Here is a 15,421-nt window from a genome sequence, read left to right as displayed (position 1 = left end):
GGGTCAGACGGGACCGGGTTGGATCGTCCGGGTCAGATGGGTCCGGGTCAGAGGGCCTGGGCGCGGTTCAGCAGGGCCTCGCGGTCGACGCCGGCCAGGGCCAGGGCGCGCGGCACCGTGCCGACCTGCGCCCGCAGGATGCCGGCGAGCAGGTGGGCGGAGTCGAGGTCCTTCTTGCGGACGGTGGTGAAGGCGCGCTCGAGCGCGAGTTTGGCCGAGGCGCCCATGCCCGGGGACTTGGGCGCCCCGCCGGCCGGGGGCAGGTGGTAGGCGGCGGCGGAGATGCCGACGGCGTTGAGGCTGTGCTCGAACTCGCGATCCAGCGCCGCGCGAACGCCGCCGCGGTCCAGGCCCACCTCGGTCAGGAGCCGGTGGGCGGTGGTGCCCTCGTAGCCGGCGATGGCCAGCAGCAGGTGGTGGGCCTCGACGGTGGCCGAGTGGTCCTGGTGGGCCTCGTATTCTCCCTGGGTCATGATCGTGTGGAAGTAGTGGTCGAAGGGGGTCACGGCTCAGCGCCTCCTCAGCTGGACGCCCGCGGCGATGAGCCGCTTGGCGTGCTTCTTGTGGACCGCCTGGCGCGTCACTCCGAGTGCCTCGGCGACCTGCGGCCAGCTCCAGCCCGCCCGCATCGCCTGCTCGACGGCGGAGTCCTCCAGCTGGTCGGCCAGCCGCCGCAGGGCCGCCACCGCGGCCAGGCCGTCGGCGGGGTCGGAGGGAGCAGGGATCTCTTCAGCGGACATGCGAGCAACTGTAGTTGACTAAGCCAGATTGAGCAACCTGGGTTGCTTAACGCTCTGACTCGTCCCTCAACTGGCATCGCTCCTGCTTTGGTACGATCTTGGCCCACGTTACTGGCTGGAGGCTGGGTGCCCGAGGTGTTAGCCCTGTTGGACGAGGACCCCCGGGCGGTGGGGCCCTACCGCCTGGAAGGGCGGCTGGGCGCGGGCGGGCAGGGCACCGTCTACATCGGGCGCACCGGCAAAGGCGCACCGGTCGCGATCAAGCTGCTGCACCCGCATCTGATCGCCGACCTGCGCGAACAGCAGCGCTTCCTGCGCGAGGTGGAGACCGCCAAGCGGGTGGCGCCCTTCTGCACCGCGCACGTGCTGGACTCCGGGTTCGTGGGGGCGCGGCCGTACATCGTCAGCGAGTACGTCCAGGGGCCGTCGCTGCAGGCCTCCGTGCGCGACAACGGCGCCCGCGGCGCCGCCGCGCTGCAGCGCCTGGCCGTCAACACCGCGACCGCGCTGGCCGCCATCCACGAGGCCGGGGTCGTGCACCGCGACTTCAAGCCCGGCAACGTGCTGCTGGGACCCGACGGGCCCGTCGTCATCGACTTCGGCATCGCCCGCGCCCTGGACCTCAGCCAGTCGGTGGTCAGCAGCCAGCCCATCGGCAGCCCCGCCTACATGGCGCCCGAGCAGATCGCCGGCGGCGACATCGGCGCCGCCGCCGACATCTTCGCCTGGGGCGCGACCATGGTCTACGCCGCCACCGGCCAGCGGGCCTTCGTCGGCGACTCCATCCCGGGCATCCTGCACCTCATCCTGCAGGGCGATCCCGACCTCGGCGAGCTGGACGGCCCGCTGCGCCTGCTGCTGGGGGAGTGCCTGGCCAAGGAGCCCGCGCGGCGGCCCACCGCGGCCCAGGTGATCGAGCGTCTGCGGGCGCTGCCGCCGCCCGCGTGGGACACCGTCCCGGTCCGCCGCACCGCCGCCACCGGCTTCGCCGCCCCCGACGTTCCCGGCCTTCCCGCCGCCGCGGGCGCCCCCACGACGCCGGTGGCCGTCGCGCCGGCGCGGGCGGGGGCGCGCCGCGGCCTGGTCCTCGGTACGGCGGGCGCCGTCCTGCTGGCCGCCGCGGTCACCGGCTACTTCGTGCTGGCGCCGGGCGCCGCTGGCAACCACACCGCCCTGACCACCCCGGCCGCCGCGAAGGCCTCCGTCCCGGCCGCCGGACCCTCCACACCCGGCTCCACCCCCGCGCCCTCCACGCTCCCGTCGTCCACGCCCGCGCCGTCCACGCACGTGGGCGCCACCCCGGCCGTCCACGGCACCCCGGCGCCCGGGGCCACGAAACGCTCGCAGTCGGCCAAGGCCGTACCCACACCCAGCACTTCCCCGCACCGCGCCACCCCGAGCGCCACCCGCAAGGCGCCCCGCACCCAGGCGCCCGTCGAGCCGACCGACGCCGCGCCCACCCGCAAACCCACACAGAAGCCCACGCAGAAGCCCACGCCCACCAAGAGCAGCGAGCCGGCCGCGCCCTCCCAAGCGCCGATCACCCTCGACGACGCCCACGCCTACTGCAAGACGCAGGGCGCGAGCATGGCCGGCGGCGGCTGGGCCAACCTGTGGTGCATGGGCGGTTCGAACGCCAAGATCTCCGCCTCGACGGTCTGCCAGTGGAAGTACCCGGGCCGCAACGCCGTCGCCGAGCAGCCGCAGAACGGGATGGCCCAGGAGGTCACCTGCCGCTTGTCATGAGGCGCCCGCACCACGCAGACTGCCGTCATGACGCACGGTCACGACCACGACCCGGCGTGCGAGGCCGCCCACGGCCACGCCCCGGCCGAGCGGCAGGCGCGCACCCTGGTGGCGGTCTTCGCCTCACCGGTGGCCGATTGCCTGCTGCGCTACGGCGCCGAGCTCGGCTACCGCACGGTCCTGCTGGAGCCCGACCCCGCCCGCGTCCTGCCCGGCCACCCGGCCGAGCGCGCACCCGGCCCCTACCTCGACGCCGGCACCGACGTGGTGCTCACCGACCATCACCGCGAGGAGATCGGCCCGCTCCTGCGCGACCTGCTGGCCACACCGGCGCGCTGGATCGGCATCATGGGCAGCCCCCGCCACACCGGCCCGCACGTGCGCGCGCTGCGTGAGCTCGGCGTGCAGGACGCGCAGATCGCCCGCGTGCACCGGCCGATCGGCCTGAACATCGGCTCCCAGACGCCGCCGGAGATCGCCGTGGCCACCCTGGCCGGGCTGATCGCCGACCGCAACGGCCGGCCGGGCGGGTTCACGTTCTAGAGCCGTGTCCAGGCGCTTTGTGCTAGCTGGGGCGGGTGCCGGGGATGACCAGGCCGCTTTCGTAGGCGGTGACCACGGCCTGGGTGCGGTCGCGCAGGCCGAGCTTGGTCAGGATGCGGCTGACGTGGGTTTTGACGGTTTCCTCGGTGACCGTCAGGCGCAGCGCGATCTCCGGGTTGGACAGGCCCTCGGCCAGCAGGCGCAGCACCTCGGTCTCGCGTGGCGTCAGCGCGCGCAGCGACGCCGCGGCCGACGGGTCCTGTTGGGGGCGTAGCTGGGCGAACTCGCTGATCAGGCGCCGGGTGACCGCCGGGGCCAGCAGGGCGTCACCGGCCGCGATGACGCGTACCGCCTCGAACAGGCGCTCGGCGGTGACGTCCTTCAGCAGGAAGCCGCTGGCTCCGGCCCGCAGCGCGTCGTAGACGTACTCGTCGAGATCGAACGTCGTCAGGATCAGCACGCGCGGGCCCGCACCGGCGGCGGCCAGGCGGCGGGTGGCCTCGATGCCGTCCATGCCGGGCATGCGCACGTCCATGAGGACCACGTCCGGCGCGTGCTCGCGGCAGACCCGCACCGCCTCGGCGCCGTCGGCGGCGGTGGCGACGACGGTGAAGCCGGGCTGGGTGCCGAGCATCTCCGCGTAGCCGGTGCGCACGACCGGATGGTCGTCGGCGACCACGATGCGCACCTGGCTCATGGCGTCTGCTTTCCGGGCAGGTGGGCTTCGATGAGGAAGCCGCCGCCGTGGGCGGCCGCGGTGCTGAGGCGTCCGCCGACGGCGACGGCACGCTCGCGCATGCCCGCCAGCCCGTGCCCGTCGCCGCCGCCGGAGGGGCCCGGTCCGTTGTCGCGCACGCTCAGGTGCAGGCCCTGGCCGCTGTAGTCCAGGCGCACGTCGACGGCGGCGCCGGGCGCGTGGCGGCGGGCGTTGGTGAGGGCCTCCTGGATGATCCGGTACGCCGCCAGCTCCACCCCCGGGTCCAGCGCCGCCGGTGTGCCCCGCAGGATGAGCCGCATGCCGGTGCCGGAGGCCTGGCGGGCCTCGTCCAGCAGCTCGTTGAGTTCGCCCAGGCCGAGCCCCGGCTGTGGCCGGCGGGCCGCGGCGCTCGCTCCGGCGTCCTCGCGCAGCACCCCGAGCAGGCGCCGCATCTCGGTCAGCGCCGCGCGGGCGGTGTCGCCGATGGCCGACAGCCGCTGCGCCCCGGCGGGCGGCATTCCGGCGATGCTGACGCGGGCGGTCTCGGCCTGCACGGCGACCATGGAGATGTGGTGGGCGACCACGTCGTGCAGTTCGCGGGCGATGCGGGCGCGTTCACCGCGCGCGGTGTGCTCCAGCAGCGAGTCGGCGATGACCTGCCGGGCCTCGGTGTGCTCGCGCGCCTCGGCGCGGGCGCGGCGGGCGACGGCGGCCAGCGCCGTGGCGGGCGCCAGGCAGGCCAGCACGAGCGTGTGCGTCGCGGTGGCCGCGCCGGCCGTGCCGATGATCGCCATCACCGGGTACGGCGCCGCCACCGCCACGGCCGCCACCGGGGGCCCGGCCCGTCCGGCCAGGTAGCAGGCCAGCAGCAGCGCCCCGGCCCCGGCGGCGGTCAGCGTCTGGAAGGCCAGCAGCGACAGCACCACCGAGGCGCTCACCAGCGCCGCGCCCGCCACCCGCTGACCGCGCAGCAGCACGAGCGGCGCGGTGGTGGCCAGCGCCAGCAACGGCGGAACCAGCCGCGACAATCCCGGCCCCAGACCGCCCAGCTCCGGCCCACCCAGCCCCGGCCCACCCGGCCCCCGACCGCCCAGCCCATGACCGCCCGGGCCCAGCTCCGGGGGGCCCAGGTCTGGCGGGCCCATGCCGGCGGGCGGGCGGGTTCCGGCCGGGGTGATGTCGCTCACCGGCCCCCACCCGTCCACCGGCAGGCCACGCGCCCGCAGCAGCGCCTCGCCCACGGCCAGCACCGCCAATGCCACGCCCGCCGCCAGCTGCGCCCGCTCCCGCGTCCACCACCCACCGCCGCCCTGTCGGCGCTGGTCATCGCCCTGTTTCACGCTAGCCATTGTGGCCTGCCCGCCGAGCGCCCGGCATCCCTCCTGGGAGGGAGTCACCCGGGCAGGGAGGATCGCTCGTGTGCGGGACGACCCACCGGGCCGGGCCGCCTACGCTGCCGGACATGGAGGCGAGTATCGAGGTCGACGGGTTGCGCAAACGGTTCGGCGCGGTGGCGGCACTGGACGGCATGTCGTTCACCGCCCGGCCGGGGCGGGTCACCGGGTTCGTCGGCCCCGGCGGCGCGGGCAAGTCCACGACGTTGCGGGTGGTGCTCGGGCTGGACGTCGCGCAGGAGGGCACGGCGCTGGTGGGCGGCCGGCCGTATCGGAGCCTGGGGGAGCCGTTGCGGCACGTCGGCGCGCTGCTGGACACCGGCGCGCCGCACCCGGGCCGCACGGCCCGCGACCACCTGCTGTGGCTGGCCCACGCGCAGGGCGCCGGGGCGCGGCGGGTGGATGAGGTGGCCGAGTTGGTGGGGCTGGGGGCGGCGATCCGGCGGCGGGCGGGCACGCTGGCGCAAGGGCAACGGCAACGGCTCGGGCTGGCGGCGGCGCTGCTGGGCGATCCGCCGATTCTGGTGCTGGACGAGCCGTTCACCGGCCTGGACCAGCGGGAGGCCGGGTGGATGGGCGGGATGCTGCGGGACCTGGCCGGCCAAGGGCGCGCGGTGCTGGTCGCCGGCCGCCTGATGAGCCGGATGCAGGACACCGCCGGGCATCTGGTCGTGGCCGGGCGGGGGCGGGTGGTGGCCGATCTGGGCGTGGACGAGCTCCTCGCCGGCGCCTCACGCGGGCGCTTCACCGTGCGCACCGGCGCGCGGGAGGCGGCCATGGCGGCGTTGGCGGGCGCGGGCGCGACGGTGGCGGTCAGCGGGCCAGAGGGTCTCACCGTCCGCGGGCTCGACGGGCGCGAGCGGGTGGCGCGGGTGCTGGACGGCGCCGCCGTGCCGTACACCGAGATCGCCGCCCATCGGGCCACGCTGGAGGAGGCCTACATGGAGCTGACCCGGTGAGCGTGGCGTTCGGCCGGATGGTGCGGGCGGAGTGGACGAAGCTGCGCACCGTGCGCGCCTGGACGGCGGGGCTGGCCGCCGGGCTGCTGGCCATCGTCGCGCTGGCGGTGGCGACGGCGGCGGCCAGCACGACCAGCTGCGGGATGAACGACACCGTGGTGGCCTGCCCGGCGCCGCCGATCGGGCCGGGCGGGCAGGCGGTGCGGGACCTGCCCTCCTTCGTCCACCGGGAACTGCGCGGCGACGGCAGCATCACCGTGCGGGTGGCCTCGCTGCGCGGGGCGGCGCCGTGGGCCAAGGCGGGCCTGCTGGTCAAGGACGGCACGCGGCCGGGGGCGTCGTACGCGGCGGTGATGGTGACGGCCGGGCACGGGGTGCGCCTGCAGCACGACTTCACCGAGGATCTCGCCGGCGGCCCCGGCGCGGCGCCCCGGTGGCTGCGCCTGACCCGCACCGGCCAGGACGTGACCGGCGCCGAGTCCGCCGACGGCCGCCAGTGGCGCACGCTCGGCACCGTCCGTCCGGCGGGGCTCGGCGCGCGGGTGCGGGTGGGGATGTTCGTCGCCTCGCCGGAGCAGCCGCCGGAGGGGGCCGATCCGGGCGGGGCGGCGGCGACCGGCGTCTTCGACCATCTCACCCTGCACGGGGATGCTCCCGGGCAGGCGTGGACCCCTCCGGACGGGGGCGCCGTGACCGAGGCCGCGGGCGTGTACACGGTGAGCGGCGGCGGCGACATCGCCCCCGTCGGCGCCCACGGCGGCGCGACGCTCCAGCAGCTGCTGACCGGGGTCGTGCTGGCGCTCATCGCCGTCATCGTGGTGGCCACCGTGTTCGTCACCGCCGAGTACCGGCGCGGCCTGATCGCCGTCAGCCTGCTGGCCAGCCCGCGCCGCGGCCGGGTGCTGGCGGCCAAGGCCGTGGTCGCCGGCACGGTCACCTTCGCCGGCGCGCTGGCGGTGCTGGTCGCGAGCGCGCTGGTCGCCGTGCCGCTGCTGCGCGCCAACGGCAACCTCGTCCTGCCGGTGCCCGCCCTCACCCAGGCGGGGGTGCTGGCCGGCACGGCGGCGCTGGTGGCGTTGACGGCGGTGCTGGCGGTGGGGCTCGGCGCGTGGCTGCGCCGGGCCGCCCCGGCCGTCATCCTCGCCGTGGCGGCCGTCGTCCTGCCGTACGTGCTGGCCACCACCTCGCTGCTGCCGCCGCCGGTGGGGCAGTGGCTGCTGCGGGTGAGCCCGGCGGCCGGCTTCGCCGTCCAGCAGAGCGTCCCCGCCTACCCGCACGTGCCGGGTAGCGCGCTGCCGCAGGAGGGCTACTTCCCGCTGCCGGGCTGGGCCGGGCTGGCGGTGCTGTCCGCCTACACCGCGCTCGCGCTCGCCCTGGGCGCGCGCCGCCTCGGCCGCGGCGACGCGTGAGCTCTCACCGCGTCGCGGCCTGCTCGATGGCGGCGATGATGCGCGGGCGCAGCTCGGCGGCGCCGATGATGGCATCGACCGACCCCACCTCGACGGCTCGCTGGATGCTGTGCACCCGGTCGAACTCCGCGGCGACCTCGCCGAGCTTTTCCGCCCGCACCGCGGAGGCCACCTCGGCGAGCTGGGCGTTCAGCGCCGCCCGTTCGGCTCCGCTGGCCGCCGAGACCCGCGCCTGCAGCTCGGTGACCCGCGGGTCGGTCGCGGTGCGGTTGTTGACCTCGCCGGAGAAGACCACGGCCGCCGCCGGGGCGCCGCCGAGCACCGAGGCGAACGAGCCCTCCAGCGCCAGCACCGTCATGTTCGGGTTGAGCGCCTTGGAGAAGACCACGAACGCGCCGCCGTGGTAGCGGGAGATGACGCAGAACACGATCGGGCCGTCGAAGTTGACGATCGCCCGGCCGATCTCCGCCCCGTACTCCAGTTGCAGCTTGCGCATCGATTCGGGTGAGCCGTCGAAGCCGGACAGGTTGGCCAGGACCACCAGCGGCCGGTTGCCGGAGGCGGCGTTGATCGCGCGCGCGGTCTTCTTCGACGAGCGCGGGAACAGCGTGCCGGCGGTGTAGGTGTCGGGGCCGTCGGTGGGCGGGAAGCCGCGCCGCGGCACCGAGCGCGACTCGATGCCGATCAGGCAGACGGGGAACCCGCCGATGTGGGCGTCCTGCACGGCGGAGGTCTCGGCGTCGGCCATGCCCGCCCACCGCTCCAGCACCGGGTGGTCCTGGTCGGAGACCGCGCGCATCACGGTGCGGATGTCGAACGGCTTCTTGCGGTCGGGGTTGTGCTCGGCGGAGAAGATCTCGCCGACGGTGGTGAAGTCGCTGCCGGCGATCTGGTGCGGGTAGGCGCGCACGTCGCGCCCCGCCGGGTCGATCGTGGACGCCCGCCGCGGCCCGCTTTCGCCGGGCACGACATAGGTGTGGTCGTAGTGCGCCATGAGCACCTCGCGGGCCGCGGCCAGGTTCGGCGCCCAGTACTGCGCCTGCCCGTTGGGCCCCATCACCCGGTCGTAGCCGCCGATGCCGAAGTTGTCCTCGGCCGAGACGCCGCCGGAGAAGTCGAGCGACTGCTTGCCGGTCAGCACCATCGCCGAGTCCGGCGTCATCACCAGGATGCCCTTGGTGTGCATGAGCATCGTCGCCTCGGCGTTCCAGTACGGCTGCGCCCCGACGGTGATCCCGGCGACCACGATGTTGATCTCACCGCCGGCCTGGGTGAAGGTGACGATGCGCTTGAGCGCGGCCGCGACCCAGTCCATGTTCTCGGTGCCGGACGTCATCGAGATGCGCGCCCCGGCCGACAGCGCGAACCACTCCAGCGGCACCCGCATGCGCTCGGCCAGGTCGAGGGCGGCGATGACGCGCGCGCACTCCGGCTCCGACAGCGCGCCCAGCGCCTTGGTCGGATCGCCCAGCAGGACGACGCGGGTGACGCCCTCGGGGTGACGCTCGGTGATCGTGGTGACCACGCCCGCCACGAGCGCCGCGGCGTTCTTGCCCGGGGGCCGGCGCACGGGCACGAGCGCGCCGTGCTCGTCGAGGTCGTGCTCGGTGAAGGCGCCGCGCGGCCCGGCCAGCAGGCCGGTCAGCTCATAGGGGTAGACGGTGCCGCGGCGGGCGGCGCGCAGGACCTTCTGCCGGTAGTCGTCCAGCGGCTGTAGCGGCTCGGTGGAGGGCTTGCCGACGTGCACGTGGGCGCCGCGTCCGGCGTCCAGCGTGATGCGCACCGACACCTCGGCCAGCTCGCCGGAGGCGGTGCGCTGGCGGGCCACGAACTGGACCTCCTCCAGCCCGGCGCCGGCGGTGGTGGGCAGAATGCGCTGGACCAGCATGTTGAGCTCGTCGGTGGAGATCTCCGTCGAAGGCCAGACGTACATCATGATGCGGTTGGTGTCGAAGCGCTTGTTCTGGGGGCGCTGGGCCTGGATGTTGCGGATGGCGTCCAGGCCGGCGGTGATGGCGTCCTCGACCGCGGGCAGCGCCACCAGGCGGCCGTCGGCCTCGCGCAGCGGGGTCAGGTCGCGGACCTGGCCCATGGCGATGAGCCGTTCGTCGGCCGGGTTGCTCTTGGCCACGGCCTTGAACAGGTAGACCTCCTCGTCGGCCGACGGCAGCCGGGTCAGGTCGAAGGCGCGCAGGCGCTGCAGCTGCAGGCGCTGGGCGATCTGCGGGTGCAGGCCGCGGATCAGCCGGTCCTCGGTGAAGCCGCCGGCGCCGTCGGGCCGGAAGGTGAAGTGGTGGTGCATCACGGCGCCGCCGGTGCCGGCGACGGTGGTGGTGATGCGGCGCACGCCGTGGGGGCGGGCGTGCTCGGCCAGGACGCGGCCGAGCCGCTGCGCCATGGCCTCGGCGTCGGGCTGGTCCTCCCAGGTGAGGTAGAGGTCGGCGACCAGTTCGCGCCGCAGGCCCTGCTCCTGGCCGGTGTCGGGTTCGGTGAAGGCGGCCAGCGCGGTGACGGCGCCGGGCAGGGCGGCGATGTCGACGGCGGTGGTGACCACGCGGGCCAGGCCGTTGGGGCCGCTGTGCTCGGCGGTGACGAACCGGCTGCCGCCGGCCTGGCTGAGGCCCACCTGCGACAGGGCGCGGTTGCCGTAGTAGCGGCGGGTCAGCACCTCCAGCAGGGGGGCGTGGTCGCGTCCCGGGCGGCGCATGCGCTGGCCGATCAGGCGCACCAGCGGCTCGGCGCTGGCGACCATGACCTGGATGCGGTCGGCGCGGTCGGGCGCCTCGGGGTTGTGGTCGAGGTAGCGCAGCTCGTCGCGGACGGCGGCGTACACCTTGGCGCGGTTGCGGCGCAGCAACGGCTGGGCGAACCAGCGGAAGACCACGCCGCGGGCCAGGTCGGAGACGGTGGGGAAACGCACCTGGGTGGCCTCGACCAGGTGCTCCAGGGCCAGCCCGGCCCGCTCGTACAGCGACTCCAGCGGGGGCGTGCCGCCCAGCCACTGGCGCAGCAGTTCCGAGACGATGGCGACGTCGGTGCTGATGCGCTGCTGGGCCAGGAAGATACGGAAGACCGCGGCCTCCAGCTCCGGGGTGCGGTCCAGGCCGGTGATGCCGTAGTGGGCCAGGACGGTGGCGAGCTTGGCCTGGAAGCTCTCGGTGAGGCCGGCGCGTTCGGCGTCGAGGCTTTGCAGGTAGCTGTGGAAGAACTCGCGCGGGCTGTGCACGGCGCTGTCGGGTTCGGCGTCGAGTTCGACACCGGGCTTGTTACGGCTGAGCTCGCACAGGTCGGCGAACAGGGTGAGCAGGTTCAGCTCGCCCTCCAGCAGCCGGCCGCCGAGCTCGGCGCGCGCCGACAGGTAGGCCGACAGGACCCGCTGGCCGTCGTGGGGGTCGACGTCGAAGCCGAGCAGCAGGCTGCGCAGGTCCTGCAGGCCGCGCTCGACGCGCTCGGCGGGGGAGGCGGGGGCGGGCTCGGCGGGCAGTTCGATCTCCACGTCGGCGCCGGCGGCCTGCTCCTGGCCGGGAGCGTCGTCCGACAGCGGTTCGAGCCGCATGAGCGGCGCGGCGGTCTCGACCTGGCTGCCGACCGAGACCGGGCATTCGCGCACGCGGGCGCGGAACGGCGCGCGCAGCACGGTCTCCATCTTCATGCTCTCCAGCACCAGCAGCGGCGCCCCGGCCTCGACCTCGTCACCGACGGCCAGCGGCGTGGCCACGACCAGCGCGGGCGCCGGCGAGCGCACGACGCCGCCCTCGTCGCGGCTGACGCGGTGGGTGACGCCGTCGACCTCGACCAGGTGGATGGGGCCGTGGGTGGCCGAGACCAGGCGGAAGCGGCGGCCGTTGACGACGATCTGGCCGCAGTGCTCGTCGAAGCGCTCGACCTCGACGTCGGCCGGGTACGGCCGGCCGCCCCCGGACACGGCGACGCGGAAGCGGTTGTGCCCGACGCGGGCGACGCTCACCCGGTAGCCGACGCCGCGCAGTTTGAGGTCCAGCGGACGGCCTGGGTCGTGCTGGACCTGGGGCCGGCCGCCGTGGGCGGTCGACAGCAGCCGCTGCCGGCTGACCTCCTCCTCATCCTGGTAGGCCTCGATGGCGGCCGCGGCCAGGGCGATGGCGGAGTGGCGGTGGCTGACCAGGCCGCCTTCGGCGCGCACGCGGTCGATCCAGCCGGTGTCGGCGCTGGCCTGGACGACCTCGGGCCGCTCCAGCAGGTCCAGGACGAAGCTCTTGTTGGTGGCGCCACCCTCGATGATCACCGTGGTGTCGGCCATCGCGCGGCGCAACCGGCCCAGCGCCTGCTCGCGGTCGCTGCCGTAGGCGATGATCTTCGCGATCATGGAGTCGAAGTCGGCGGGGATGGTGTCGCCCTCGCTGACGCCGGTGTCGACCCGGATGCCGGGCCCCGACGGCAGCACCAGGCGGGCGATGCGGCCGGGCGCGGGCGCGAAGTCACGGTCGGGGTCCTCGGCGTTGAGCCGCGCCTCGACGGCGTGCCCGATCTCGGCCGGCTGCCCGCCTTCCAGCCGCCCGCCCGCGGCCACGTGCAACTGCAGGCGGACCAGGTCGGTACCGGTGGTGACCTCGGTGATCGGGTGCTCGACCTGCAGCCGGGTGTTGACCTCCAGGAAGGCGAACAGCTTCTCACCCGGGTGGTAGAGGAACTCCACCGTGCACGCGCCGCGGTAGCCGACGGCCACGGCCAGCCGTTCGGCCGAGGCCTTCAGCTCGGCGCTCTGCGCGGCCGACAGCACCGGCGAGGCCGACTCCTCGATGATCTTCTGGTTGCGGCGCTGCACCGAGCAGTCGCGCACGCCCAGCGCCCAGGCCACGCCCTGACCGTCGGCGATCACCTGGACCTCGACGTGCCGGGCGCCGGTGACCAGCCGCTCCAGGAAGACCACGCCGGAGCCGAACGCGCGCAGCGCCTCCTGGCTGGTGCGCTCAAAGGCCTCGGCCAGCTCCTGGCTGGAGGCGACCTTGCGGATGCCGCGCCCGCCGCCGCCCGCGCTCGCCTTGAGCATCAGCGGGTAGCCGATCTCCTGCCCGGCGGCCAGCGCCTCGGCCGGCGTGGCGACCTCGCCCCGGCTCCACGGCGCCACCGGCACACCCACCTGCTCGGCCAGGAGCTTGGCGCCGATCTTGTCGCCGAGCCTGCGCATCGCCTCGGCACTGGGCCCGATGAAGGTGACGCCGAGCTTCTCGCACAGCTCGGCGAAGGCCGGGTCCTCGGCGACGAACCCCCACCCCACCCACGCGGCGTCGGCGCCGCACGCGGCCAGCGCCCGCTCCAGCACGGCATGGTCGAGGTAGGGCCGCGCCGAGGCGGGCCCCAGCGGCACCGCCAGATCGGCCTCCCGCACGAAGGTCGCGCCGCGGTCGGCGTCGGTGAACAGGGCGACCGTCTCGATCCGCTGCCCGGTCTCCGCTGAAAGATCCCGCACCGCGTGAATGAGCCGCATCGCGGCCTCTCCCCGGTTGACGATGGCCACACGACTGAACACCGGCTGAGCCTCCCCAAGACGTCACGCACAGAAGGCGACGTCCGAAACCCGGAGCGTCGCCTGCACCCTGTCCCCATACCCTGCTCGATCACCGCCGGGTATACCAATGTCCGCATCGCGCATGGTGAGGCCCCCATCTTGTGGGGACCCAACAAAAGCCTCCCGGCGTTCAGGACGCCGACAGCGCCCGCGCCAGCACGTTCGCCCCCCGCCCGTCGACCGGTTCCTTCAGCATGATGGGCCCCTGCGACATGAACCGGGGCTCCTCGCCGCGGTGCTCGTCGGCGGCGTGCACGGTGTAGGGGTGCAGCAGGTACACATCCCCCGGCGCCCCCGTCGCATACGCCGTCGGCCGGTGCGCGCTGGCCTCATCCACCAGCGGCCCCGCCACCATCGCGTCCATCGCCTCCTCGCCCAGCACGGCGAAGGCGTCGCGGTGTGAACCCACCCGCACCCGCGTCGGCGCGTCGTCCGGCCTCACGTGCGACAGCAGCACCAGCAGCAACATCGTCTGCGAACGGCCGCTGACGCCCCAGCTGCCGTCGCGACGCTGGGTGTTGGCGTCGATGTGCCAGCCGCGGTCCTCGGCCGGCGGCAGGCGCGGGAAGCGCACGGGCACCATGCCCAGCGCCCCGCGCGGCAGCCAGCCGCCCGGCCCGGCCACGGCGTCGTAGGCCGCGTGCAGCCGCGGGTTCCTCATGATCTGCCCGAACGGGCCCGCTCCCGTGGTGTCCATCGCCCACACGACCGGCTCGCGCCAGGAGGCCGGCTCGTCGGGCGACAGGCCGATCTGGCGCCACAGCAGCATGCGGGCCTCATCGGCCACCTGCGGCTCGACGACCGCCTCCACTTTGGCGAAACCGTCCGCGGCGAAACGCTCGATATCGATGACGTCCATGCCCGCCACGCTAACGACCATGTCCACCGATTTACCCCCTGCGACACCCCAGAGCCGCAGGCCAAGGCGCGGGTAGGGGTTGCCGTTGATCGGCGCCGGCACGAGCGTTACGCCCAGGCACTCCCACAGAAAGGACCACCGGCTCGATGTCGCGCTTATCCCGCATAGCGGCCGTGCTCGTGCTGGCCGTACTGCCGACCACCCTCACCTCGACCTCCGCGGCCGCGCGCACCGCCGGCGCGGTCGACGTCGCCCTGGAGTGGTACGACGCCTCCGCCCTGACCGTCAAGCTCGGCGGCGCCTCCGCCGCGGCGACCAACTCGCGCGTGTGGGCGATCGGCTGGACCGCGGCCACCCGGGCGCTGGTGCGCCAGCCGCTGGCCCCGGCCGCCTACCAGCAGGCCGCGCTGGCCTCGGCCGTGCACGCGGCCCTGCTCGACTTCGCGCCGCCCGGAAAGCCGCAGCTGGACGCGGTCCTGGCCGGCACGCTGGCGCGCATCCCCGAGGGACAGGACAAGGAGCGCGGGATCGCCGCCGGCAAGGCCGCCACCGCCGCCCTGCTGGCCGAGCGCGCCGGCGACGGCCTGGACCCGGCGTCCGTCGACGCCCCCTACCACCCGCGGCCGGGCGCGCCGGGCGTCTGGCAGCCCACCCCTCCGTCCCACACCCCCGGCATCCAGTACGGCCTGCGCCGGGCCAAGCCGTTCCTGCTGGCCGGCGGCAGCCAGTTCCGGCCCACGCCCGACCCCCTCGACTCCGAGCGCTACCGCCGCGACATGGAGGAAGTACGCCTCTACGGCGCCGCCGACTCCACCGCCCGCACGCCCGAGCAGACCGCGGTGGCGCAGTTCTGGGCCACCACCCCGCTGCCGATCTTCACCCAGGTGCTGCGGGGGGCGCTGGAGCAGAAGGCGTCGTGGCCGCTGGCGGCCCGCGCCGGCCTGGTGGCCGCCTTCCACGTGGCCTCCGTCGACACGCAGATCGCCGTCTCCGACGCCAAGTACGCGCACGTGCGCTGGCGGCCGGTGACCGCGCTGCGCGCCGCCGGGTACACCGGCTGGACGCCGCTGCACGAGACCCCGCCCCACCCCGACTACGTCAGCGGCCACGCCGCCTACGCCGGCGCCGCCGAGCAGGTCCTCACCGCGCTGACCGGTCCCCGCCCGGCGCGGCCCGTCACCGCCTCCAGCGTGGTGGCGCCCGGGGCGGACCGCACCTACACTTCCTGGCGGCAGTTCACCCAGGAGAACCTGGACGCCCGCGTCTGGTCGGGCATCCACACCCGCAACGCCGACGACGCCGGCGCGCAGCTGGGGCGGCGCGTGGCGCTGCACTCCCTGCTGCACCTGCCCGGCCTGCTCTTCTAGGCCTCCGCCGCCCTTGACGGCCACACCGCCGGGGGCGGGGGTGGAAGACCGGTGGCGGGCCCCACCCCCAGGGTCCGTCACTACCGGCGCCTGTTCCCCGTGCCCGGGGGACAGGCGCCGCTTGCGCGAAAGCCGCGGGCGCCGCGAGGCTCTCTCTTA

General features: G+C 74.9%; 11 protein-coding genes. 5 read left to right on the top strand and 6 right to left on the bottom strand.

Annotation, left to right across the window (positions count from 1 at the left end; translation table 11 throughout):
- Nucleotides 1-47: 47 nt before the first annotated feature.
- Together ACFWYW_RS51255 and ACFWYW_RS51250 are read right to left on the bottom strand one after the other, a co-directional pair.
- Complete coding sequence (locus ACFWYW_RS51255) at nt 48-506, bottom strand: Clp protease N-terminal domain-containing protein (protein ID WP_379622905.1); 459 nt, start codon at nt 504-506, stop codon at nt 48-50.
- 3 nt (nt 507-509) lie between these two features.
- Nucleotides 510-740 (bottom strand): hypothetical protein, encoded by a 231-nt coding sequence (locus tag ACFWYW_RS51250; protein ID WP_379622907.1) that lies wholly within the window; start codon nt 738-740, stop codon nt 510-512.
- 126 nt (nt 741-866) lie between these two features.
- Here ACFWYW_RS51250 and ACFWYW_RS51245 point away from each other — a divergent pair, with 126 nt between their 5' ends.
- Complete coding sequence (locus tag ACFWYW_RS51245; RefSeq protein WP_379622909.1) at nt 867-2,486, top strand: serine/threonine protein kinase; 1,620 nt, start codon at nt 867-869, stop codon at nt 2,484-2,486.
- Nucleotides 2,487-2,513: 27 nt separating this feature from the next.
- Nucleotides 2,514-3,029, top strand: a complete 516-nt coding sequence (locus ACFWYW_RS51240; RefSeq protein ID WP_379622911.1) for an XdhC family protein — start codon at nt 2,514-2,516, stop codon at nt 3,027-3,029.
- Between the two features lie 22 nt (nt 3,030-3,051).
- On the opposite strand, the gene ACFWYW_RS51235 is transcribed toward ACFWYW_RS51240, so the two are convergent.
- Both ACFWYW_RS51235 and ACFWYW_RS51230 read right to left on the bottom strand, forming a co-directional pair.
- Complete coding sequence (locus ACFWYW_RS51235; protein ID WP_379622913.1) at nt 3,052-3,726, bottom strand: response regulator; 675 nt, start codon at nt 3,724-3,726, stop codon at nt 3,052-3,054.
- On the bottom strand, nt 3,723-5,066 hold the full coding sequence (locus tag ACFWYW_RS51230; protein WP_379622915.1) for a sensor histidine kinase: 1,344 nt from the start codon (nt 5,064-5,066) through the stop codon (nt 3,723-3,725). Before ACFWYW_RS51230 ends, ACFWYW_RS51235 begins: the two co-directional genes overlap by 4 nt.
- 122 nt (nt 5,067-5,188) lie before the next feature.
- Between ACFWYW_RS51230 and ACFWYW_RS51225 the strand changes: the two genes are divergently transcribed.
- Both ACFWYW_RS51225 and ACFWYW_RS51220 read left to right on the top strand, forming a co-directional pair.
- Complete coding sequence (locus ACFWYW_RS51225) at nt 5,189-6,079, top strand: ABC transporter ATP-binding protein (RefSeq protein ID WP_379622917.1); 891 nt, start codon at nt 5,189-5,191, stop codon at nt 6,077-6,079.
- Complete coding sequence (locus ACFWYW_RS51220) at nt 6,076-7,488, top strand: ABC transporter permease subunit (protein ID WP_379622919.1); 1,413 nt, start codon at nt 6,076-6,078, stop codon at nt 7,486-7,488. Before ACFWYW_RS51225 ends, ACFWYW_RS51220 begins: the two co-directional genes overlap by 4 nt.
- 4 nt (nt 7,489-7,492) lie before the next feature.
- On the opposite strand, the gene ACFWYW_RS51215 is transcribed toward ACFWYW_RS51220, so the two are convergent.
- Both ACFWYW_RS51215 and ACFWYW_RS51210 read right to left on the bottom strand, forming a co-directional pair.
- Nucleotides 7,493-12,997: a carboxyl transferase domain-containing protein gene (locus ACFWYW_RS51215; protein WP_379622921.1), complete on the bottom strand. Its 5,505-nt coding sequence runs from the start codon at nt 12,995-12,997 to the stop codon at nt 7,493-7,495.
- Nucleotides 12,998-13,166: 169 nt separating this feature from the next.
- Nucleotides 13,167-13,895, bottom strand: coding sequence for a phytanoyl-CoA dioxygenase family protein (locus tag ACFWYW_RS51210; RefSeq protein ID WP_379622923.1), 729 nt, complete (start codon nt 13,893-13,895; stop codon nt 13,167-13,169).
- A 146-nt stretch (nt 13,896-14,041) separates the two neighbouring features.
- On the opposite strand from ACFWYW_RS51210, the gene ACFWYW_RS51205 reads away from it, so the two are divergent.
- The gene (locus ACFWYW_RS51205) at nt 14,042-15,262 is read left to right on the top strand and encodes a vanadium-dependent haloperoxidase (protein ID WP_379622925.1); all 1,221 of its coding nucleotides are present in this window, start codon (nt 14,042-14,044) and stop codon (nt 15,260-15,262) included.
- Nucleotides 15,263-15,421: the final 159 nt, after the last annotated feature.

It is taken from the genome of Nonomuraea sp. NPDC059023, from assembly GCF_042740095.1.
Classification (GTDB): Bacteria; Actinomycetota; Actinomycetes; order Streptosporangiales; family Streptosporangiaceae; genus Nonomuraea.
This window is presented reverse-complemented; position numbering and strand designations above follow the sequence as displayed.